At 70.3% G+C, this 20,300-nt stretch carries 19 protein-coding genes; 7 read left to right on the top strand and 12 right to left on the bottom strand.

Features of this window, described 5'->3' with window-relative positions:
* Positions 1 to 10 precede the first annotated feature (10 nt).
* From ACFYY7_RS15150 to ACFYY7_RS15130, 5 genes are all read right to left on the bottom strand, one after another.
* Positions 11 to 922 (bottom strand): hypothetical protein, encoded by a 912-nt coding sequence (locus tag ACFYY7_RS15150; RefSeq protein WP_388661661.1) that lies wholly within the window; start codon positions 920 to 922, stop codon positions 11 to 13.
* A complete protein-coding gene (locus ACFYY7_RS15145; protein WP_388661659.1) occupies positions 919 to 2,181 on the bottom strand; it encodes a hypothetical protein in 1,263 nt (420 codons plus the stop codon). Before ACFYY7_RS15145 ends, ACFYY7_RS15150 begins: the two co-directional genes overlap by 4 nt.
* Positions 2,182 to 2,306: 125 nt before the next feature.
* Positions 2,307 to 2,960, bottom strand: coding sequence for a hypothetical protein (locus tag ACFYY7_RS15140; RefSeq protein ID WP_388661657.1), 654 nt, complete (start codon positions 2,958 to 2,960; stop codon positions 2,307 to 2,309).
* Between the two features lie 5 nt (positions 2,961 to 2,965).
* Positions 2,966 to 3,364, bottom strand: coding sequence for a DUF6507 family protein (locus ACFYY7_RS15135; RefSeq protein ID WP_388661655.1), 399 nt, complete (start codon positions 3,362 to 3,364; stop codon positions 2,966 to 2,968).
* 227 nt (positions 3,365 to 3,591) lie between these two features.
* Positions 3,592 to 3,816, bottom strand: coding sequence for a hypothetical protein (locus tag ACFYY7_RS15130; protein WP_388661653.1), 225 nt, complete (start codon positions 3,814 to 3,816; stop codon positions 3,592 to 3,594).
* 228 nt (positions 3,817 to 4,044) lie between these two features.
* Here ACFYY7_RS15130 and ACFYY7_RS15125 point away from each other — a divergent pair, with 228 nt between their 5' ends.
* The gene (locus ACFYY7_RS15125) at positions 4,045 to 4,428 is read left to right on the top strand and encodes a cold-shock protein (RefSeq protein WP_093540351.1); all 384 of its coding nucleotides are present in this window, start codon (positions 4,045 to 4,047) and stop codon (positions 4,426 to 4,428) included.
* 23 nt (positions 4,429 to 4,451) lie between these two features.
* Here ACFYY7_RS15125 and ACFYY7_RS15120 read toward each other — a convergent pair whose 3' ends face one another.
* Genes ACFYY7_RS15120 through ACFYY7_RS15105 form a run of 4 tightly spaced genes read right to left on the bottom strand, consistent with a single transcriptional unit; the run spans position 4,452 to position 7,957 of the window.
* Positions 4,452 to 5,312 carry a 1,4-dihydroxy-6-naphthoate synthase gene (locus ACFYY7_RS15120; RefSeq protein WP_388661651.1) on the bottom strand — a complete coding sequence of 287 codons (861 nt, stop codon included), beginning with the start codon at positions 5,310 to 5,312 and terminating at the stop codon, positions 4,452 to 4,454.
* The gene (locus tag ACFYY7_RS15115; protein WP_388661650.1) at positions 5,293 to 5,997 is read right to left on the bottom strand and encodes a futalosine hydrolase; all 705 of its coding nucleotides are present in this window, start codon (positions 5,995 to 5,997) and stop codon (positions 5,293 to 5,295) included. The genes ACFYY7_RS15120 and ACFYY7_RS15115 overlap by 20 nt, the downstream gene beginning before the upstream one ends.
* A gap of 28 nt (positions 5,998 to 6,025) precedes the next feature.
* Positions 6,026 to 6,505, bottom strand: coding sequence for a DUF2771 domain-containing protein (locus ACFYY7_RS15110; protein WP_388661648.1), 480 nt, complete (start codon positions 6,503 to 6,505; stop codon positions 6,026 to 6,028).
* A gap of 27 nt (positions 6,506 to 6,532) precedes the next feature.
* Positions 6,533 to 7,957, bottom strand: coding sequence for an MFS transporter (locus tag ACFYY7_RS15105; RefSeq protein ID WP_388661646.1), 1,425 nt, complete (start codon positions 7,955 to 7,957; stop codon positions 6,533 to 6,535).
* A gap of 468 nt (positions 7,958 to 8,425) precedes the next feature.
* On the opposite strand from ACFYY7_RS15105, the gene ACFYY7_RS15100 reads away from it, so the two are divergent.
* From ACFYY7_RS15100 to ACFYY7_RS15085, 4 genes are all read left to right on the top strand, one after another.
* Positions 8,426 to 9,361: a DUF3027 domain-containing protein gene (locus ACFYY7_RS15100; RefSeq protein ID WP_351261839.1), complete on the top strand. Its 936-nt coding sequence runs from the start codon at positions 8,426 to 8,428 to the stop codon at positions 9,359 to 9,361.
* Positions 9,362 to 9,635: 274 nt separating this feature from the next.
* Entirely contained in the window at positions 9,636 to 12,848 is a 3,213-nt protein-coding gene (locus ACFYY7_RS15095) for a sacsin N-terminal ATP-binding-like domain-containing protein (protein ID WP_388662016.1), read from the top strand.
* 193 nt (positions 12,849 to 13,041) lie between these two features.
* A complete protein-coding gene (locus ACFYY7_RS15090; protein WP_388661644.1) occupies positions 13,042 to 13,929 on the top strand; it encodes a calcium-binding protein in 888 nt (295 codons plus the stop codon).
* A 135-nt stretch (positions 13,930 to 14,064) separates the two neighbouring features.
* On the top strand, positions 14,065 to 14,838 hold the full coding sequence (locus tag ACFYY7_RS15085) for a DUF5707 domain-containing protein (RefSeq protein ID WP_388661642.1): 774 nt from the start codon (positions 14,065 to 14,067) through the stop codon (positions 14,836 to 14,838).
* Between the two features lie 14 nt (positions 14,839 to 14,852).
* Here the strand turns inward: ACFYY7_RS15085 and ACFYY7_RS15080 are convergent, their stop codons facing one another.
* Positions 14,853 to 17,357: an HAD-IC family P-type ATPase gene (locus ACFYY7_RS15080; protein ID WP_388661640.1), complete on the bottom strand. Its 2,505-nt coding sequence runs from the start codon at positions 17,355 to 17,357 to the stop codon at positions 14,853 to 14,855.
* A 177-nt stretch (positions 17,358 to 17,534) separates the two neighbouring features.
* Positions 17,535 to 17,831 (bottom strand): DUF2530 domain-containing protein, encoded by a 297-nt coding sequence (locus ACFYY7_RS15075; RefSeq protein WP_388661638.1) that lies wholly within the window; start codon positions 17,829 to 17,831, stop codon positions 17,535 to 17,537.
* A 212-nt stretch (positions 17,832 to 18,043) separates the two neighbouring features.
* Between ACFYY7_RS15075 and ACFYY7_RS15070 the strand changes: the two genes are divergently transcribed.
* On the top strand, positions 18,044 to 19,498 hold the full coding sequence (locus ACFYY7_RS15070; RefSeq protein WP_388661636.1) for an NCS2 family permease: 1,455 nt from the start codon (positions 18,044 to 18,046) through the stop codon (positions 19,496 to 19,498).
* On the opposite strand, the gene ACFYY7_RS15065 is transcribed toward ACFYY7_RS15070, so the two are convergent.
* Positions 19,491 to 19,706 carry a ribbon-helix-helix protein, CopG family gene (locus ACFYY7_RS15065; protein WP_072485765.1) on the bottom strand — a complete coding sequence of 72 codons (216 nt, stop codon included), beginning with the start codon at positions 19,704 to 19,706 and terminating at the stop codon, positions 19,491 to 19,493. The two genes, ACFYY7_RS15070 and ACFYY7_RS15065, sit on opposite strands and share 8 nt — an antisense overlap.
* A 147-nt stretch (positions 19,707 to 19,853) precedes the next feature.
* Here ACFYY7_RS15065 and ACFYY7_RS15060 point away from each other — a divergent pair, with 147 nt between their 5' ends.
* Entirely contained in the window at positions 19,854 to 20,294 is a 441-nt protein-coding gene (locus ACFYY7_RS15060; protein WP_072485764.1) for a MarR family winged helix-turn-helix transcriptional regulator, read from the top strand.
* Positions 20,295 to 20,300: the final 6 nt, after the last annotated feature.

The raw sequence follows: 20,300 nt of genomic DNA, 5'->3' as shown, positions 1-20,300 counted from the left end.
TACTTCGGATTCAGTTCTTGTCCCACGGCAGGATGAGAGGCTTGCGGCGCCACCACCAACCGCGTTCGCTGAGATCGGCGAGAGATCCCGGGACCCCTGCCCCAGCCGCCCAGGTGTCGTCCGGCGCGGTGCACTTCTTGAACGCCTCGTCGAGTTGCCCGACGGACTTGCGCAGGAGATCGGCCACAGGCCTGGGCAGTGCTTCTGGCAGCTGCTCGACCCGGTCTCGTGCCAGCAGAGCCTCCCAGTACAACACGACCGGATAATTGCCGGTGGGTTGCCAGTCTGATTCCATGCGCCGCACCATTCTCTCCCACTCTGCAAGATAAGCCCGAGAGTGGTACAGATGTGATTCTGGTTCATCAATGAGAGCAGGGGTGGAGGGTATTTCCTGCGCTTTCCCGAGGAACTCTGCGGCGTGAATGAATTCCGAAGTGGTCGGAGTGGGCACATGTTGTTCCCGGACGATCTCCGGAAGCTGCATGACGCGGATGCCAGGAAGCTGAGGAACGGCGGCCTCAACAGCATCGATGGAGTACTCGGGTCGCTCGTCGTCCGATGCCAAGAGACGTGCGCGGGTCACCAAACCGGTCGGAGTCACCAGCCAATATGCGCTGGGAAGTTGCTCCTCTGCGGGATACAGGACCACGGTCTGCGCCGCAACAGCGAAACGCGATGCGAATTCCGACTCGGTCGGCTGCTCGGAGACGGAATCCTGGACGAAGATGTCCAGAGTCAGTGACACGTCGCCAAAGGTATCCGAGTAATCGCACAGGGCAAGTGCATCCCAGTGGCGGTTGTCCTGGTCGGCGTCGACTTGGGCAACATCGACAGAGTTCGGCTCAATGTGCAGGCATGATGCCAAAGCATCGGAGACGCGGGACGGCTGCAGGTGATCGGTGGTGAAGAGGTTGTATGTCATCGATAGGTCCCGTTGTAGAGGTCCAGCGCCTTTTGAACGGCTTGCGGGTTGTTGACGAACCGAGGGTTCCGCGTCAATTGGGGTGCGGCGTCAATATCACCCTTGGCCTTCACTATCTGCTGCAATGCGGCATATTCGTTCCTGTCGAGATTGACGATACCCGGCCCTGATCCAGGGTAGACGCGGCCGCCTGGCTCGACTCCGTAGGTGCGGCCATTGATTTCGTAGCGGTTCCCGTCCGCGGTGAGTTTTGCTCGCCCCTCCGCGATAGCGGCGATGTCTTCTTCGATCTCGCGGGAATATCCGCGCAAGACGATGCTGTTTTTCTCCTTGATCTCTTTACCGACGGATCCGCTGATTGTGTGTCTGGCGTTGGGGGGCTTCAGCTCTTCTCCGGCAGCCGGTCCAGGGATGTCACTCCTGGCGGGCCACACACCCTTCCTGTGTGCTGAAGAGTCCCCGGTGCTTCCTTGGCCGTCGGCACGGCCTGACGCGGGAAGGGTGTCGTTCATGTCGTGGCCATGGGCGTGCTCGCCAGGGCCCGGAGCGTGCTCCGGATGGGCACCACCCCTGCCGTGAGAGGGTTCGTCACTGCCTGAGCCGCCGTGCGTTTCGTGATCCGCGCTTGCGTGACCGCCGCTTCCGCGAGCCGCGCCACCGTCTGCTTCGAGGCTGGCGCGTGGGGTGAGGTGGTTGCCCGCGTGGCCGATGGCCTCGCCAGTCCGAGCGCCGACACCGACCGGTTCGCGATCGCCGTGCGGTTGGCCGGCGCCCCGTTCGGCGGCGGAGGGCTCGTGCCTGGCCGGGGTCAGGTCGGGGGTGCCGTCCCGGCCGAGCGGGATGAAGTTGCCGTCCTTGTCGACCCGGAAACGGTCGCTCAGGTCGAGGGCGCCGTCGGGGAACTTGGTCTTCGGTAGCTGGAGGTGTTCGCTGACGTTGGCCAGGACCTGGGAGACCTTGGGCAGATCCGAAAGGGCCTTGGCGGCCTTGAAGGTGCCGGAGAGGGGGTCGAGGGCGTCGCCGATCTTCGCCATGGTGCCGGCGGCCTTCGCGATCGTGCCGCCCTTGCCCAGCTTGGCGGCACCGGCGAGGGGGCCGGCGGCGAGGGTGAGGATGTTGAAGGACACGGCGGCGTGGGCGCGAGCGGGGTCCTCCTCCCACATGTCGTACGCGATGAACTGCTTGCCGAACTCCTTCGCGTACGCCTTGCTCTCGCGCTGCCAGCCGGAGAGGTGCTCGTCCTGGCCGAACAGGTCCATGCCGTAGGCGTAACCACCGACTGCCGTTCGTCGCAGACCGTCCCATGCCTGGTCGCGCGCCTCGCCGCCGTGGAAGCCGATCAGGGTGCCCAGGCCGTCGATGCCGCCCCAGATGCTGTCCTTGGCTATGCCGTCCCACGCCCAGCTCTTGGCCCCGTGCCCCCACCACTCAGGCTCCACCGCTCGTAGGTGCGGCCTTCGGGACTGCCCCACGGCAGGTCCTTCATGCCCTTGAGCGCGTCGGCGCTCTGGCCGTACATGCCGAGTCCATGGGTGCCGTCGTCCACGATCCATGCGGGGCGGCAGGCTCCCGGACTGAGTGCGTTGATCTTGTTGGCCGCGTTGCGTTCGGCTTCCTGGAAGCCCTCGCGCGCCGCGGCCACGCCGTCCATCAGCGCCTGGTGTTTGTCGGTCCTGTTCTTGTCCTCGGTCCAGTTGTCATCGCCCCGGACGCTGTCGACGAAGACGATCGCGTCCAGCCTCAGCTGCTTGAGCCGGTCGGCGTGGGGTTTGGCCTCGAAGACGAACGTGTCCAGGGCGTCGGCGAGCGACTCGATGCTCCCCGCGAATTCGTCGGCCGTGTCCATGACGGGCTGGGTGGAGGAGAACAGCTTCTCGGCCTCGGGCGCCTTGTAGTACGCGGCCGTCGCCTGGAAGCGGGAGTGGACGTCCTTCCCACCGTTCCGGATGCCCGTGGCATGCGTACGCAGACCGGACGCGGCCTTCTCCAGCCGGCCGAAGTCACCGGTGTACTGGGGTATCCCGCCCGGTTCGATCACGTCGGCTACTCCCCGCCCCGGTGGCCGGGCTTCTGGCCGACCGCCCTGATCTCGGCGGGGGTCGGGGCCTTCGACGCCTCGCGCTGGGCGCGGGCGGCCATGGCCAGATCACCCTCGATGTACTCGGTGGTGGCCTTGACCGTTCCGTCCATCGACTTCTTCGTGCGGGCGGCCATGAGTCTGATCTGCTGCTGAGTGTCCGAGATGAAGTTCGCGACCGCGGCGCCGACCGGTCCCGCCGGTGCTTCGCCGCAGTACGGCCCGCTGATCGTCCCCGCGTGCAGCGCGGCGTCCTCCACGTTCTCGCCGTAACCCCTGACGCCCTTGCTCAGGTCCTCGGCGGCCAGACCCACCAACGACAGAACGGACTCCACCCCGCTCGGCCTGATGTCCCACCCCGTCATGCCATCCCCCCGCATCCCCCGGTCAATGCGTTGCGTCAACTGCGCCCGGCAACATGCGTGCCACCGGCAGCAGGATCTTTATCTGTATCAAGGGGGGCGTAGCAGTGGCAACGCACTTCCGGCCAAACACGTGCGGGTGGAGTGCTGTGACGACCGGGTTCTGCTACCGGGCTGTGCGGGCGGTGGTGTTTGCGACAGGGAAGAGAGGTGTGGGTGTCGCGGTCGAGTTACCGCTTCGCCGCCCCCGCGCGAACCGACCGGATCACGCCCGCCGCGGCGATCAGGAAGCCGACGCCCATCAGCATGCACAGCGACCAGGCGATGGACGGGAGCGGATGGGTGCCGAGGAAGAGGGGGGCCACGGTGGCCAGGGTGGACAGTGCGCCGATGAAGAAGACGATCGCGCCGATCCGGACCAGCCGGTCACCCGCGCCAGAAGGTGTAGTACTCACCGGGCCAGGGTAGTTCCCGGCGGCGGAGAACCACCCCGCGGCCACCGGCGCGTAAAGCAGGCGCCGTTTCCGGACAGCGTCCGGATGACCAGGCTTGACGAGGGGTACTCCCCCTGGGGAGGCTGCTGCCAGCAGGGGAGCACCACCACTGGATAGCCTGACCTGCTGAGAATTTTTTTCCGGGTTCCGGCATACAGGTTGCATACGGGTTGAGATGGGGTGCGTGCTTTGCCAACTGGCAAGGTCAAGTGGTTCAACAGCGAGAAGGGCTTCGGCTTCCTCTCCCGCGACGACGGCGGCGACGTCTTCGTGCACTCCTCCGTGCTCCCCGACGGCGTCGACGCACTCAAACCCGGCCAGCGGGTCGAATTCGGGGTCGTCGCAGGTCAGCGCGGTGATCAGGCGCTCTCGGTGGCGGTCTTGGACCCGACCCCGTCCGTGGCGGCCGCGCAGCGCCGCAAGCCGGACGAGCTGGCGTCCATCGTGCAGGACCTGACCACCCTGCTGGAGAACATCACGCCGATGCTGGAGCGCGGCCGCTACCCCGACAAGGCGGCCGGGAAGAAGATCGGCGGCCTGCTGCGCGCGGTCGCCGACCAGCTCGACGTCTGAGAACCAACAAAAAAGAGCGCGGATCAGACGAACGACAGTGCGTCGGGGCCGAGGGGCGGTACCAGTCCCTCGGCCGCCGCGCGGGTCAGCAGTCCGCGGATCGCCGCGTAGCCGTCCTCGCCCAGGTCGGCGGTGAACTCGTTGACGTACAGCCCGATGTGCTGGTCCGCCACCGCCGGGTCCATCTCCTGGGCGTGGGCCAGCACGTAGGGCCGGGACGTCTCCGGGTCGTCCCAGGCCATCCGTACCGAGGTGCGCACCGAGTCGGCGAGCAGTTTCAGCGTGTCCGCGCCCAGCGAGCGCTTGGCGATGATCGCGCCGAGCGGGATCGGCAGCCCGGTCGTCTCCTCCCAGTGCCGGCCCATGTCGGCGAGGTTGTGGAGCCCGTAGTTCTGGTACGTGAACCGGGCCTCGTGGATGACGAGACCGGCGTCCACCTTGCCGTCGCGCACGGCCGGCATGATCTCGTCGAACGGCATCACGACGATCTCGCCGACACCGCCCGGCACCACCTCGGCCGCCCAGAGGCGGAACAGCAGATACGCGGTGGAGCGCTCGCTCGGTACGGCCACGGTCCGGCCGGTCAGGTCCGGGTCCGCGCCCTCCCTCGTGAGGACGAGCGGGCCGCAGCCCCTGCCCAGCGCCCCGCCGCACGGCAGCAGCGCGTACTCGTCGAGCACCCACGGCAGCACCGCGTAGGACACCTTGAGGACGTCGAGCTCGCCGCGCTCGGCCATCCCGTTGGTGATGTCGATGTCCGCGAAGGTGACATCGAGGGCGGGCGCGCCGGGGACCCTTCCGTGCGCCCAGGCGTCGAAGACGAAGGTGTCGTTCGGGCAGGGCGAGAAGGCGATCTGCAGCGGGTCAGGATTCGTGTCGGTCATGGTGGGTCCAACCTTCCAGTACGGGTACGAGCTTCCCGAACGCCTCGGTGAGCGCGGCCAGCGCGTCGCCGATGCGCCAGGCGTCCCGGTCGCGCGGGCCCACGGCGTTCGAGACCGCCCTGATCTCCAGGACGGGCAGGCCGACGCGCTCGGCGGCCTCCGCGACCCCGAAGCCCTCCATGGCCTCGGCGGCGGCCCGCGGGTGCGCGGCGAGCAGGGCTGCGGCGCGGTCGGCGGAGCCGGTCACGGTGGAGACGGTGAGGACGGCGCCGGTGACCGCGCCGGTGGCGGCGGCCACCTCCCGTACCAGCGACCGGGGCGGGAAATGCCAGGCGCGGCCGAAGCCGAGCTCGGTGACCGGCACGAAGCCCGTCGCGGTCTCGGCGCCCAGATCCGCCGCGCCGATGCGGTCGGCCACCACCAGGGAGCCGACCGGTGCGACGCCGGCGAACCCGCCGCCGATGCCGGCCGAGATCACCAGGCCGTAGCGGTCCGAGGCCAGACCGAAGGCGGCCGAGGCCGCCGCGGCGGCCGGCCCCGCACCGCCCGCCAGGACGTCGAAGGGGCCCGCGCGGTGGATCTCCGCGCCCGGAACGCAGAAGACCGACGCCCCGGAAACGTCCCCGAACGCGCGCGTGACCGCGTCCCGTTCTGCTGGGACAGCGGTCACGACGAGCGCACGCACGGGGAGAGCCTCCGGGGGCAGGAGGGGATCAGGAGGTCTTCTTCAGCTCGAAGTGCCAGATGCCGACGAGCTTCTTGCCCTTCGTCTCCACGATGCTGATCTGCGTCTTGTTCGAGGTCTCGCCGGTCTGGCTGGAGAAGAAGGCGCTGCCCGGGATGGACCGGTAGGTCTTCTTGTACGGCTCCTGCTCGGCCTGCTGACCGTTGATGAACAGGGTCCAGCCGTTCTCCGCGACCTCGGGGTCGACGCCGAAGCGGACCTTGTCGTCCATCGCGACGTCGACGGACTTCTCCGCCTTCTTGTTCAGGCAGCTCTGGTACTCGGACGGCTTGAGCGCCTCGCCGTCGTTGTAGCAGGACGCCTCGGCGCTCACCGAGTTGCCGCCGACCGTTACGGTCGCGAGCGGCGTCGGCTTGTCGCAGGCGGAGAGGACAAGGAGTCCCGCGGACACGGCACCAAGAGCGACGCCGATTCGGCGGCCCTTACCGGAGAAGAACGCAACGGTCATGGGCCGAAGGCTATCGGTCGCTCCGGTTCATGCCACGCGGGGGTGCGGCGAGGCGCGGCGCGCCTCGCCCAGCAGACCCCGTACGGACGTTGCGGCGCCGAGGGCGAGGATGCCCGCGGCGACCGACATGCCCAGTACGCCGTTGAGGGGGAGGGCGATGCCGATGCCGCCGCCGATCACCCAGGCCATCTGGAGCACGGTCTCGGACCGGGCGAACGCGGAGCTGCGCACCTCCTCGGGCACGTCGCGCTGGATCATCGCGTCCAGCGAGAGCTTCGACAGGGCCAGTGTGAAGCCCGCGGTGGCGCTGAGCGCGGCGACCATGACCGTGCCGAAGAGGAGCGCGGCGAGCACCGCGACCCCCAGTGCCAGGGCCAGCACCGAGACGACGATCGCCTCGGGGGCGCGGGCCCGCAGCCAGGAGCCGACCGCCGTACCGGACGCGTTGCCCACGCCGGCCGCGACGCCGGCGATGCCGAGCGAGACGGCGGCGCTCTGCCCGGCGAGCGGGTGCTCGCGCAGCAGGAACGCCAGGAAGAAGATCAGGAAACCGGAGAGCGCGCGGTGCGCGCAGTTGGCCTGGAGCCCGTTCAGCACGGACGGGCCCACGGACCGCAGACCGGGCCGCTTCTCACCGTTCCGGTCCCGGTCCCGGCGCCGCGCCCGCCCGCCCGCGCCGCGCCCCGAGTCGCTCCGGGAGACCGCCACGCCGTGCGGCGGCACCAGCTGGGCCTTCCGCTCGCCCTTCGCGGAGTCGACCTTCGGCGGCAGCGTGAAGGCCAGCACGGTCCCGCCGAGGAAGATCACGCACGCGCCGTACAGCGGCCAGCCGGGCCCGACGGTCTGGAGCCCCACCCCGACCGGGGCCGCCACCCCGGTCGCCAGGAGCCCGGCCAGGGTGACCCGGGAGTTCGCCTTCACCAGGGAGAAACGGGGCGGCAGCAGACGCGGTACGACGGCGCTGCGCACCACCCCGTACGCCTTCGAGCAGACCAGGACACCCAGCGCGGCCGGATACAGCTCCAGGCCGCCGGTGGCGACCGCGCCCGACATGGTGATCGCCAGCACCGCGCGGGCCAGCATCGCGCCGGCCATCGCGGCGCGGCGGCCGTGCGGCAGCCGGTCCAGGAGCGGGCCGATCACGGGGGCAAGGAGCGTGAAGGGCGCCATGGTGACGGCGAGGTAGAGGGCGACACGGCCGCGGGCCTCGTCCGTCGGCACGGAGAAGAACACCGTCGAGGCGAGCGCGACCGTGATCATCACGTCGCCCGCGCCGTTCACGGCGTGCAGCTCGATCAGTTTGCCGAGCCCGGACTCCCCGGCGCCATGGGCGTGCGTCGCCTTCCGGATGCCTTTGGCGGTTCCGGTGAACGGTTTGTGGAGGGCATGACCGACCGCCCGGCCCGCTCTGCGGAGCGGGCCGGAGTCTTTGTGCGACCTGGCGGAAGTCACTTCGTCATAGTGCCCCAGCCACGGTGGCGGCGAACCGGCGACGGGGCGGGCGGGGGCGCACTCTGCCCCGTCGGGCCAGTGATCCGCGCCGCCCGGACGGGGTTCCCCAGGGTGGTCCGCGCAGGCTGCACGGCACCGGATACGGCGATGTCCGGCATCGGATACGACGACGTCACAGCGCGGGATACGGCGATGTTCGGCACGGGATCCGGTGCTGTTTGGGACGGGCAGGTGGGCGGGGGGCGGCGGAGAGGGTAGCGTGCGTAGCGCGCCACCGGCGGTTGTTCTCGGCCGCGCGCCTCTCGGCGATCCCGCAGAATGGGTTGCAGAAGGTGTGCCCGAGGCAGGCAGTAACGGGTGTGGACGTCGACGCGGCCCTCAGGTCCGCTCCGCCCTCACCCGTCATGGCCGAAACCGATGGATGTGCTGGCGCGCTCGTGAGACTGGCGTAGGAGAGAAGCGAGACCTGTGAGTGCTGCGACGACGCGAAGCCGTACGGCCCGTACCCCTGTTCCCGACCGTCTGTGCGCCGAGGCGGTAGACCTGGCCCGCGCGGCGGCCGAGGAGGCAGCCGCGCCGGGGGCCGTCGGTGAGCATGTGGCCGTGGTCTCCGAGGGGGACCGGGTCGTCACGCACTTCTTCGAGTGCAAGGAGCCCGGCTACCGGGGCTGGCGCTGGGCGGTGACGGTCGCCCGAGCCTCCCGCGCGAAGAACGTCACCCTCGACGAAACGGTGCTGCTGCCCGGCAGCGACGCGCTCCTCGCCCCGGAGTGGGTGCCGTGGAGCGAGCGGCTGCGCCCCGGCGACATGGGGCCGGGCGATCTGCTGCCCACCGAGGCGGACGACATCCGCCTGGAGCCCGGCTACACCGGTGAGGACGAGCCGCCGCCGAACTCCGCGGTCTCCGAGATGTCGCAGGAGATGGCCGACCTCGTCGACGCGGAGGACGCGGAGCTGACGACCCGCCCCGCGACGACGAGCCGGGGCTCGATCGCGGCGGTCGCGGACGAGCTCGGCATGCGGCGGGCGCGGGTGCTGTCCCGGTACGGGCTGCACGCGGCGGCCGACCGGTGGGACGAGGCGTTCGGCGCGAAGACGCCGATGGCGCAGGCGGCCCCGGCCTCGTGTGTCACCTGTGCGTTCCTGGTGCCCCTGGCGGGCTCGCTCAAGCAGGCGTTCGGGGTGTGCGCGAACGAGTTCGGCCCGGCGGACGGGCGGGTCGTGTCGCTGTCGTACGGGTGCGGTGGGCACTCGGAGGCGGCGGTGATGCCGAAGCCGCCGAAGCCGGCGCCGCACGCGCTGGACACGATGCAGGTGGACGAGTACCCGTTGCGGCCGGCCCGGGACTCCGGCTCCGTCCCGGCGGAGGCGGATGAGCCGACGGAGGACCTCGGCCACTCCTAGGCGGTGGCCGGGGCGGGCTGGCCTCCTGCGGGGCGCGGGTGCTCCGGCGGGCCGGGTCCGTCCTCAAGCGCCGGACGGGCTCGATTTTGCCGCTCGGCCGGGCAGACCCGTCCCGTCCGGTGATGCTCACCGCCCGGTCACCTCGGCCATGGGCCCGAACCGGCCGAAGCGCCGTTCGGCGGCGCCCGTCCGGTGCGAGGACCCGGTACCTTCGGGCGCACACTTGGCGGCATGGGCCGTGCGTAACCGGAAAGAGCGGAGTCAGAGCGTGAGCATGAATGCGACCGAGGGGGCCGATCCGTTCGGGACCGCACGGCTCCGGCGCGGTGTGCTCGACGCCTGGGGCGCCGGCCCCGCCAGGTTCCGCGAGGACGCCAACGCCGAGGAGGACCTCGCGCTCGGCGGCTACCGCGACCGCCTAGTCGTCGAGCTGGCCCAGAACGCCGCCGACGCCGCCGCCCGCGCGCAGGTCCCCGGCCGGCTCCGCCTCACCCTGCACCCGGCGACCCCGGACACACCCGCGCTCCTCGCCGCCGCCAACACCGGCGCACCGCTCGACGCCACCGGCGTGGAGTCGCTCTCCACGCTGCGCGCCTCCGCCAAGCGCGAAGGGCACGAAGGCGCCGTCGGCAGGTTCGGCGTCGGGTTCGCCGCCGTGCTCGCGGTGAGCGACGAACCCGCCGTCGTCGGCCGGCACGGCGGTGTGCGCTGGTCCCTCGCCGAGGCCCGCGACCTCGCCGCGCGGGCGGCCGTCGCCAGCCCCGGCCTCGGCGACGAACTGCGCCGCCGCGACGGCCACGTACCGCTGCTCCGCCTCCCGCTGCCCGCCGAGGGCACCGCACCCGAGGGGTACGACACCGTCGTGGTCCTCCCGCTGCGCGACGGCGGCGCCGAGGACCTCGTGGTCCGGCTGCTCGACGCGGTCGACGACGCCCTGCTGCTCACCCTGCGCGGCCTCGACGAGATCGTGATCGAGACCCCGGACACCGTACGGACGCTGCGCCGCTCGCAGCACGGCCCGTACACCCACGTCGAGGACTCCGCGCACGGCACGAACCGCTGGCGCACCGTCACCCACCACGGCCCCGTCGAGCCCGCCCTGCTCGCCGACCGCCCCCGCGAGGAACGGCTGCGCCCGCACTGGTCGGTCACCTGGGCGGTCCCGGTCGACACGGAGGGCGCCCCGGTCCGCCCCCGCACCCTCCCCGTCGTCCACGCCCCGACCCCCACCGACGAACCCCTCGGCATCCCCGCGCTGCTCATCGCCTCGCTGCCGCTCGACACCGCCCGCCGCCACTTCGCGCCGGGACCGCTCACCGACTTCCTGGTGCAGCGCGCCGCCGACGCGTACGCCGAACTGCTCGCCGGCTGGCAGCCGGTGTCCGTCGACACCATCGACCTCGTACCGGGACCGCTCGGCAAGGGCGAACTGGACGGGGCGCTGCGCGGCGCGATCCTGGAGCGGCTGCCGCGCGTCGCGTTCCTGGCGCCCGCCGCCCCGCGCGACACCACCGCCGAGGCGGACCGGTGGGACACCTGGGACGTGCAGGCGGAGGGCGTCCCCCAGGCGGCCACCACGGCGCTGCGGCCCATCGAGGCCGAGGTACTGGAAGGCGTCGGCGCCGAGACGGTACGGGTGCTCGCCGAGGTCCTGCCGTGTCTGCTGCCCGCCGGGCTGGAACGCCGCAGCGAGCTGCGTACGCTCCAGGTCGCCCGGGTCCCGCTGACCGAGGCGATCGACCGCCTCGCCGGTCTGGAGCGCGACCCCGGCTGGTGGCGGCGGCTGTACGACAGCCTGTCCGGCATCGACCCGGACCGCCTCTCCGGCCTCCCCGTACCGCTGGCCGGAGCACCGGAGACCACGGACTCCGCGACCGGGGCCCCGGCCGTGCCCCGCACCACCATCGGCCCCCGCCAGGTCCTCCTCCCGCTCCCCGGCGCGACTGCCGGGCCGGTGCTGGAACGCCTCGCCCGGCTCGGGCTGAAGGTCGCCCACCCGGACGCCGCCCACCCGCTGCTGGAGAAGCTGGGCGCCCTGCCCGCCACCCCGCGCGCCGTGCTCACGACCCCGCAGGTGCGGGCCGCCGTCGCCGGATCGCTGGACGCGGGCGAGATCTGGGACGAGGACGCGCTGGACGCCGACGAGCTCGCCGAGACCGTCCTCACTCTCGTGCGGGATGCCGAACTGGCACCCGGCGACGAACCCTGGCTCGGCGCGCTCGCCCTCCCCGACGAGGACGGCGAACCGGCCCCCGCCGGGGAACTCGTGCTGCCCGCCAGCCCGTTCGCGGCCGTCATGCGGGAGGGCGAACTCGCCCTCTGCGACCAGGAGCTGGCCGACCGCTGGGGCGAGCAGCCGCTCACCGCCTGCGGCGTGCTCGCCACCTTCGCCCTCGTACGGACCACCGATGTCGTACTGGACCCGGACGAACTGGAGCCGCGCGAGGGCGACTTCGCCGAGCCCGACGACGCCGGTCTGCTGGACGCCGTGGACGTGTGGTGCGAGGACATCCTCGACCAGCTGCCCGACACCCCCGTACCGCCGGTCGCCACCGAGATCGTCGCCGTCCGCGATCTGGACCTGGTCGACGACGACGCCTGGCCGCAGGCGCTCGCCATGCTCGCCCAGCCACCGCTGCGCGACGCGCTGACCCAGCCGGTGCGGGTGCTGCTGCCGGACGGCACCACCCAGTCGGTACGCCCGTACACCGCCTGGTGGCTGCGCGACCATCCGGTGCTCGACGGCCGCCGCCCCGCCGGGCTGCGGGCCGCGGGCGGCGACCCCCGGCTGGCCGGGCTGTACGACTCCGCCGACGCGACCGGGTTCGACGACGCGCAGGTGCTGCGCGCGCTCGGCGTACGGACCTCCGTCGCCGCCCTGCTCGACGAGCCGGGCGGCGCCGCCGAACTCCTCGGCCGGCTCGCGGACGAGGGCCGCCCGGTCGGCCCCGTACAACTGCACTCGCTGTACACGGCCCTCGCCGATCTCGACCCGGAGCAGGTCACGCTGCCGGACGAGCTGCGGGCCGTGGTCGACGGCGAGGTACGGGTCGTCGACGCGGCGGACGCCGTGATCGCGGACGCCCCCGATCTGCTTCCGCTCACCGAGGGGCTCCCGCTGCTCCCGGTCGCCCCGACGCGCGCGGCGGACCTGGCCGAGCTGTTCCAGGTGCGCCGGCTCGGCGAGAGCGTCGAGGCGGAGGTGTCGACGGAGGGCGAGGAGCATCAAGTGCCGGACGCGGTACGGGTGCTGCTCGGCGCCGGGACCCCGGACGTGTACGTCGAGCACGGCGAACTGCGCGCGGGCGGCGTGGAACTGGACTGGCGCCGCACCCCCGAGGGCATGGTGCACGCCGCCACGCTGGAGGGCGTCGCGGCGGGCCTGGCCTGGGCGGCGGGGCAGTGGCCGCGCCGCTTCGAGGTCGCGGCGCTGCTGGAGGACCCGTCCCGTACGGAGGAGCTCGCCCGGGACCGCTGGTTCGACTGACCGGCTGACTGATGGACGGCCGCGGGCGTCCGGCCGCACCCTCCGAGGGATCTTCGCAAGAAGTTCATCTCGGGGTACAACCCTTCACACGCGTTGCGGGTCTGGTTTCTCGAGTCAGCAGACTCACAGTCCGAACCAGCCCCGCCCGTGGCGCGTCACGTGCCCGCGGGGCCTTTCTCCACTGGGGAAACACATGCGAATTCGTGCCACCGTGGCCGCCGTCTCCGGCGCCTTGGCCCTGTCTGCTCTGGCTGTCCCGGCCGCCCTCGCGGGGGACCACTCCGTTCCGAACCTGAACAAGCCGACGTCGGGCGCCGAGGTCTTCGGCACCGCCGCCGCGCGGGGTGCCTCGAAGGCCGCCGCGGCCACCGCCGCCGACGCCTCGGAACCCGTCATCTCCAAGGTCGTCGTCAACGGCGGCAAGGACGTCGTCCTGGGCACCACCGCCAAGAAGACGATCTCCATCTCCGTCACCGCCTCGCACGCCTCCGGTGTCGTCGACGCCTACGCCGACCTGTGGCACGGCACCAACCCGGACTCGCCGGACACCATCGACGGCGCGATCCTGCCGAACGAGGACGTGTCGACGTGCACCAAGGTCAACGCGACGACCTCGACCTGCAAGCTGACGTTCACGATCGACCCGCGCTACGACCTGTACAAGAACGCCCTGGCCGGCACCTGGCACGTCTCCGCGGGCGCGCTCGCCGGTAACCAGACCGACATCGCCTACACCGACTTCTACAGCACCGCCCGGGTGCAGCGGCTGTCGAAGCTGACGGTCAACGCCGCTCCGGAGCCGGTCAAGAAGGGCGGGACCATCACGGTCACCGGGAAGCTGTCGCGGGCGAACTGGGAGGACCACGCGTACCACGGTTACGCGACGCAGTCCGTGAAGCTCCAGTTCCGCAAGAAGACCAGCTCCACGTACACCACCATCAAGACGATCAAGTCGAGCAGCACCGGCAACCTGAAGACCACGGTCAAGGCCTCGGTCGACGGCTACTGGCGCTACAGCTTCGCGGGTACGTCCACCACCCCGACCGTCACCACCGCCGGTGACTTCGTCGACGTGAAGTAGCCCCACCCGGACACATCAAGGCCACCCGTGGCCACCGTGAGCAGCGGGATCCCTCCACGAGGGGTCCCGCTGCTCACGCATCCGCCCTGTGCATCCTCATCCGGCCCCCCAAGGCCTTTCTCCACGGAGAAATCCATGCGCATTCGTGCCACTGTCGCCGCAGCCTCCGGCGCGCTGGTCCTGTCCGCCCTCGCCGTTCCGGCGGCGCACGCGGCAACGGCCGATCCCGTCATATCCAAGATCACCGTCAACGGTGGCAAGGACGTCGTCCTGGGCACCACCGCCAAGAAGACCGTCACCGTCTCGGTGACCGCCTCGCACGCCTCCGGCATCGAGACCGGCTGGCTGCTCCTGTGGCACGGCAAGGACCAGGACGAGGGCATGGACGGCGCGCTGCTGCCCAACGAGGACGACGCGACCTGCAAGGCCGCGAGCGCGACCACCAGCACCTGCTCCCTCACCATCACCATCGACCCCAGGGTCGACCTGTACAAGAACGCGCTGGCGGGCTCCTGGCACGTGCTCGCGGGTGCGGAGGCCAAGGACGGCTCCAGCTACTACTCGGACTACGCCGCCACCGCGAAGATCCAGCGGCTGTCGCAGCTGACGGTCAACGCCTCGCCCGAGCCGGTGAAGAAGGGCAAGACCATCACGGTCACCGGGAAGCTGTCGCGGGCGAACTGGGAGGACCACGCGTACCACGGTTACGCGACGCAGTCCGTGAAGCTCCAGTTCCGCAAGAAGACCAGCTCCACGTACAGCACGGTCAAGACGATCAAGACCAACAGCACCGGGAACCTGAAGACCACGGTCAAGGCCTCGGTCGACGGCTACTGGCGCTACAGCTTCGCGGGGACGTCCACCACCCCGGCCGTCACCACCGCCGGCGACTTCGTCGACGTGAAGTAACGGCCGGGACCGCGCTACACCGGGAAGCGTCGGTTGACCAGCCGCCAGGCGTACTCCAGGCCGGCCGACGCCACCACCGCGATGCCCACCGCCGCCCACGGCATCGTCGTCCCGACCAGTTTCAGCGCGAAGAACTCCTGGAGCCACGGCACCACCAGCACGATCAGGAACGCCAGCCCCATCGCCGCCACCAGGGCGATCCGCCACCAGGTGTACGGGCGGGCGATGATCGCCAGCACCCACATCGAGACCAGGAACAGCGTGAGCGTGGCCGCGCTGGTCTCGGCGTCGAGGGCGCCCGGACCCGAGTAGTGGTCCCGGGCGATCAGATACGTCGTGAAGGTGGCCGCGGCGGCGATGACGCCCGACGGGATCGCGTACCGCATGACCCGGCGCACGAAGTGCGGATGGGCCCGTTCCTTGTTGGGGGCGAGGGCCAGGAAGAAGGCCGGGACGCCGATCGTCAGCGTCGACAGCAGGGTCAGGTGGCGCGGCAGGAACGGGTAGTCGACCTGTGTGCAGACCACCAGGACCGCCAGCAGCACCGAGTAGACGGTCTTGGTCAGGAACAGGGTGGCGACCCGGGTGATGTTGCCGATCACCCGGCGGCCCTCGGCGACCACGGACGGCAGCGTCGCGAAGCTGTTGTTCAGCAGCACGATCTGGGCGACGGCCCGGGTCGCCTCGGAACCCGATCCCATGGAGACGCCGATGTCGGCGTCCTTCAGCGCCAGTACGTCGTTGACGCCGTCGCCGGTCATGGCGACCGTGTGGCCGCGGGACTGGAGGGCGGCGACCATGTCCCGCTTCTGCTGCGGGGTGACCCGGCCGAAGACCGCGTTCTCCTCCATGGCCGTGGCCATGTCGTCCGGGTCGGTGGGCAGCTTGCGGGCGTCCAGGGTGTGCTCGGCGCCCGGCAGGCCCAGCTTTCCGGCGACCGCGCCGACCGAGACCGCGTTGTCGCCGGAGATGACCTTCGTGGCGACCCGCTGGTCGGCGAAGTAGGACAGGGTCTCCGCGGCGTCCGGCCGCAGCCGCTGCTCCAGCACGACCAGCGCGCTCGGTACGGCCCCGACGGCGATGTCCGGCCCGTCGAGCTCGCCCTCGGCGCGGGCCAGCAGCAGCACCCGCAGGCCCTTCTCGTTGAGCTGCTCGATCTCGGTGAGCGCCGGGTCGTGCTCGGGCAGCAGCACATCGGGGGCGCCGAGCAGCCAGGACGACTCCCGGCCGCCGCCCTCGTCGAACGCGGCGCCGCTGTACTTGCGGGCCGAGGAGAACGGCAGCGTCTGCGTGCACAGCCACTTCTCGCCGTCCGGGTAGGCGTCCACGATGGCCTGGAGGCTGGCGTTGGGGCGCGGGTCGGACGAGCCGAGGGCGCCCAGCACGCTCCGTACGTACGTGTCGTCCGCACCGTCCAGCGTCCGCACCTCGGTGACGTCCATGCCGCCCTCGGTGAGGGTGCCGGTCTTGTCCAGGCAGACGACGTCGACCCGGGCGAGCCCCTCGATGGCGGGGAGCTCCTGCACCAGGCACTGCTTGCGGCCGAGCCGTACGACGCCGATCGCGAACGCGACCGAGGTGAGCAGCACCAGGCCCTCGGGGATCATCGGGACGATCCCGCCGACGGTCCGGGCGATCGATCCCTTGAGGTTGTTGTCGTTGACGACGAGCTGGCTGATGACGAGGCCGATCGCGGTCGGCACCATCATCCAGGTGACGTACTTGAGGATCGTGGAGATGCCGGTGCGCAGCTCGGAGTGGACGAGGGTGAAGCGGGACGCCTCCTCGGCGAGCTGGGCGGCGTAGGCCTCGCGGCCGACCTTGGTGGCGGTGAAGGCGCCGCCGCCGGCGACCACGAAGCTGCCGGACATCACGGGGTCGCCGGGCTGTTTCAGTACCGGGTCGGCCTCGCCGGTGAGCAGCGACTCGTCGATCTCCAGACTGTCGGCCTCGGCGACCGTGCCGTCCACGACCGCCTTGTCGCCGGGGCCTAGCTCGATGAGGTCGCCGAGGACGATCTCGGAGGTGGAGATCTCGGCCGCGACCCCGTCGCGCCGGACCATGGGTTTCGCCTCGCCGATGACCGCGAGGCTGTCCAGGGTCTTCTTGGCCCGCCATTCCTGGACGATGCCGATGCCGGTGTTGGCGATGATCACGAAGCCGAAGAGGCTGTCCTGGATCGGCGCGACGAACAGCATGATCACCCAGAGCACGCCGATGATCAGGTTGAACCGGGTGAAGACGTTGGCCTGGACGATCTCGCGCACGGAGCGGGACGAGCGGACGGGTACGTCGTTGACCTCACCGCGGGCGATCCGCTCGGCCACCTCGGCGGCCGTCAGTCCGCGTGGATCCACGGCCGGGGCGGGCAGCTTCACCGGGTGGACCGGGTCGAGCTCGGCCCCGGCGTCGATCATGGCCGGACCCGGACGGCCGGGGGTGCCGGTCGTCCCGGGGATCTGCTCGCCGGTCTCTTCGCCGGTCTCTTCGCCGAAGGAATGGGATGCCCGCTGCGTCATGGTTCCGACGGTACGGGTGGATGGTCCGGTTCACCCACTGGGTGGTCGGAAGATCAGACCGGGGGAGGAGGGACAGTGGTCCTGTGGTGCTACTCGGCCGGTGACGGTCCCTAAGGGCTGTCCAGGGCTGTCCAGGGCTGTCCAGGGCTGTCCAGGGTTGACGGGGCTGCCCGGCCCTCAGGTGGTGGCGCCCTTCGCGGTGTCGCCCGGAGCCTCGGCGGCGGCAACAGCGGCGGCCGCCCGCTTGATCGCGGCGTCACGCCCCCGTACGTACCAGATGCCGATCAGGCCGAGCCCCGCACCGGCGAGACAGGTCCACACCCACCACAGGTGGCCGTGGTCGTCGAACCAGTTGTAGAACGGGAGCTGGACCAGGAAGAGGACGAACCAGAGGATCGTGCCGCCGGTGATGGTGGCGACGACGGGCCCCTCCAGGGGCTCGGGTGCCTCGTGCTTCGGTGTCCACTTCGCCATGACCTCAGTGTATGGGGCCCTTGTGCGGCCCCGTGAGGACGGCCGTCCCGAAGTCTGCGCCGCCCAGGCGGCCCAAGGGTCTACGCGCGGAGATAGCGATCTTCGTCTTATGTATTCATACTGAATCTGCTTAAGGCTGACTCGAATTATTCGTGTAAAAGTCCAAAGCTGACCACTTTCCTTCCCCCCTCTACGTACGACTGAGGTCATACATGTCCCCCTCGGCCACCGCTCCGGTCGACGCCGAGCAGCCCCCGGCTTCCCAGCCGCAGGGCCGCCTGGATCGTTTCTTCAAGATCTCCGAGCGGGGGTCGTCGGTCGCACGCGAAATCCGTGGCGGATTCGCCACGTTCTTCGCGATGGCGTACATCATCGTGCTGAACCCGATCATCCTCGGCAGCGCGCACGACATCAATGAGCACTACCTCAACCATGGCCAGCTGGTCACGGCGACCGTCATCACGGCGGCGTTCTCCACGCTCCTCATGGGTGTCATCGGCAACGTACCGATCGCGCTGGCCGCCGGTCTCGGCGTCAACACCGTCGTCGCGCTCCAGCTCGCCCCCCGGATGACCTGGCCCGACGCGATGGGCATGGTCGTCCTCGCGGGCATCGTGGTGATGCTGATGGTCGCGACGGGCCTGCGGGAACGCGTGATGCGCGCCGTGCCGATGTCGCTCCGCAAGGGCATCGCGATCGGTATCGGCCTCTTCATCCTGCTGATCGGCCTGGTCGACTCGGGCTTCGTCTCCCGCATCCCGGACAAGGCGGACACCAGCGTCCCGCTCCAGCTCGGCAGCGACGGCCACCTCAACGGCTGGCCCGTCCTCATCTTCGTCATCGGTGCGCTGCTCACCCTGGCGCTGATCGTCCGCAAGGTGTCGGGCGCGATCCTGATCTCCATCGTGGCGATGACGGTCCTCGCGCTGATCGTCAACGCGGTCGCGGACCTGCCGGACGGCGCCTGGGGGCTGACCGTCCCGAAGTGGCCGGGCAACCCGGTCGCGACCCCGGACTTCGGGCTGCTGGGCCAGGTCAGTCTGTTCGGAGGCTTCGAGAAGGTCGGCGTCCTGACCGGCATCCTGTTCGTCTTCACCGTGCTGCTGTCCTGCTTCTTCGACGCGATGGGCACCATCCTCGGTGTCGGCGACGAGGCGAAGCTGACGGACAAGGACGGCAACTTCCCCGGCATCAACAAGGTGCTGTTCGTGGACGGCATCGCGGTCGCCGCGGGCGGTGCGAGCTCCGCATCGGCGGGCACCTGCTTCGTGGAGTCCACGGCGGGTGTCGGCGAGGGTGCCCGCACCGGCTTCGCGAGCGTCGTGACGGGTCTGCTGTTCACGGTGGCGCTGTTCCTGACGCCGCTGGCGACCATGGTCCCCTCGCAGGCGGCCACCCCCGCGCTGCTGGCGGTGGGCTTCCTGATCATCTCGGGCTCGGTGCGGGACATCGACTGGAGCGACTACACGCTCGCCATCCCGGCCTTCCTGGCCATGGTGATGATGCCGTTCACGTACTCGATCACCAACGGCATCGGCATCGGCTTCATCGCCTTCTCCGTGCTGCGGGTGGCCGCCGGGCGCTGGCGCGAGGTGCCGGTGCCCATGTACGTGGTCTCCGCCGTCTTCGTCTTCTACTACGCGATGCCGGCCCTCGGCCTCACGTGACCTCTTCGGCCCTGATCCCCGCGGTCCCCTCCGGGCCGTAGAACCTCTCCGTCTCGTCGACGGCCGCCTTGAAGCGCTCGTCGAAATCATCGCGAATGAGCGTCCGGACCACATAGTCCTGGACGCTCATTCCGCGTTTGGCGGCATGCTGCCGGAGCCGGTCGAGCAGCTCACCGTCTATCCGCAGGCTGAGCACAGTCGATCCCATGGCAAGCAGGGTTACGGCCCACCGGGTCGTTTCGCGTTACTTTCCGGAGCTGACTCACTCGTTCGGGTGATCGATTGGGCGAAAAGCGCCACCTGCCCGTGTAACACGAATGGTCTTTAGGGCGACTAATGAGTTACGCTAATAAACATGCCTGACCTGATCCACGACGGCGACAGTGCGGCCGCCGTGAGCTCCCTTCGCTCCGCCGTGATGCTGCTCAGCCGGCGCCTCAAGCACCAGCGCGTCGACGAGTCGCTGAGCCCCACCGAGATGTCGGTGCTCGGCACGCTCGCCAGGTGCGGCTCGGCCACCCCGGGCGAGCTGGCCCGCAAGGAGCATGTGCAGCCTCCGTCGATGACCCGCATCGTCGCGCTGCTGGAAGCGAAGGGGCTGGTCAGACTGGAACCGCACCCCGATGACCGTCGCCAGAAGGTGGTCAGCCAGACCGAGCAGGCCGAGGCCATGCTCGAAGAGAGCCGCTCCAAGCGGAACGCCTGGCTGACCGCTCTCGCCGAGGGCCTGGACGAGGACGAGTGGGAGACGCTGCGCAAGGCGGCACCCGTGCTGGAGAAGCTCGCCCACCTGTAGCGGCAC

Origin of the sequence: Streptomyces sp. NPDC001933 (genome assembly GCF_042890955.1) — a bacterium.
In the GTDB taxonomy this organism is placed as follows: Bacteria; Actinomycetota; Actinomycetes; order Streptomycetales; family Streptomycetaceae; genus Streptomyces.
The sequence above is the reverse complement of the archived record's forward strand: the minus strand, read 5'-3'. Positions and strand labels throughout refer to the sequence as shown.

What these genes read in the sequence shown, in the direction of transcription:
- ACFYY7_RS15145 (WP_388661659.1), bottom strand. Translation starts at nt 2,181, where the DNA reads ATGGACCTGTTCGGCCAGGACGAGCACCTCTCCGGCTGGCAGCGCGAG.
- ACFYY7_RS15070 (WP_388661636.1), top strand. Translation starts at nt 18,044, where the DNA reads ATGTCCCCCTCGGCCACCGCTCCGGTCGACGCCGAGCAGCCCCCGGCT.
- ACFYY7_RS15060 (WP_072485764.1), top strand. Translation starts at nt 19,854, where the DNA reads ATGCCTGACCTGATCCACGACGGCGACAGTGCGGCCGCCGTGAGCTCC.
- ACFYY7_RS15085 (WP_388661642.1), top strand. Translation starts at nt 14,065, where the DNA reads ATGCGCATTCGTGCCACTGTCGCCGCAGCCTCCGGCGCGCTGGTCCTG.
- ACFYY7_RS15150 (WP_388661661.1), bottom strand. Translation starts at nt 922, where the DNA reads ATGACATACAACCTCTTCACCACCGATCACCTGCAGCCGTCCCGCGTC.
- ACFYY7_RS15095 (WP_388662016.1), top strand. Translation starts at nt 9,636, where the DNA reads ATGAATGCGACCGAGGGGGCCGATCCGTTCGGGACCGCACGGCTCCGG.
- ACFYY7_RS15110 (WP_388661648.1), bottom strand. Translation starts at nt 6,505, where the DNA reads ATGACCGTTGCGTTCTTCTCCGGTAAGGGCCGCCGAATCGGCGTCGCT.
- ACFYY7_RS15120 (WP_388661651.1), bottom strand. Translation starts at nt 5,312, where the DNA reads ATGACCGACACGAATCCTGACCCGCTGCAGATCGCCTTCTCGCCCTGC.
- ACFYY7_RS15080 (WP_388661640.1), bottom strand. Translation starts at nt 17,357, where the DNA reads ATGACGCAGCGGGCATCCCATTCCTTCGGCGAAGAGACCGGCGAAGAG.
- ACFYY7_RS15135 (WP_388661655.1), bottom strand. Translation starts at nt 3,364, where the DNA reads ATGACGGGGTGGGACATCAGGCCGAGCGGGGTGGAGTCCGTTCTGTCG.
- ACFYY7_RS15090 (WP_388661644.1), top strand. Translation starts at nt 13,042, where the DNA reads ATGCGAATTCGTGCCACCGTGGCCGCCGTCTCCGGCGCCTTGGCCCTG.
- ACFYY7_RS15065 (WP_072485765.1), bottom strand. Translation starts at nt 19,706, where the DNA reads ATGGGATCGACTGTGCTCAGCCTGCGGATAGACGGTGAGCTGCTCGAC.
- ACFYY7_RS15075 (WP_388661638.1), bottom strand. Translation starts at nt 17,831, where the DNA reads ATGGCGAAGTGGACACCGAAGCACGAGGCACCCGAGCCCCTGGAGGGG.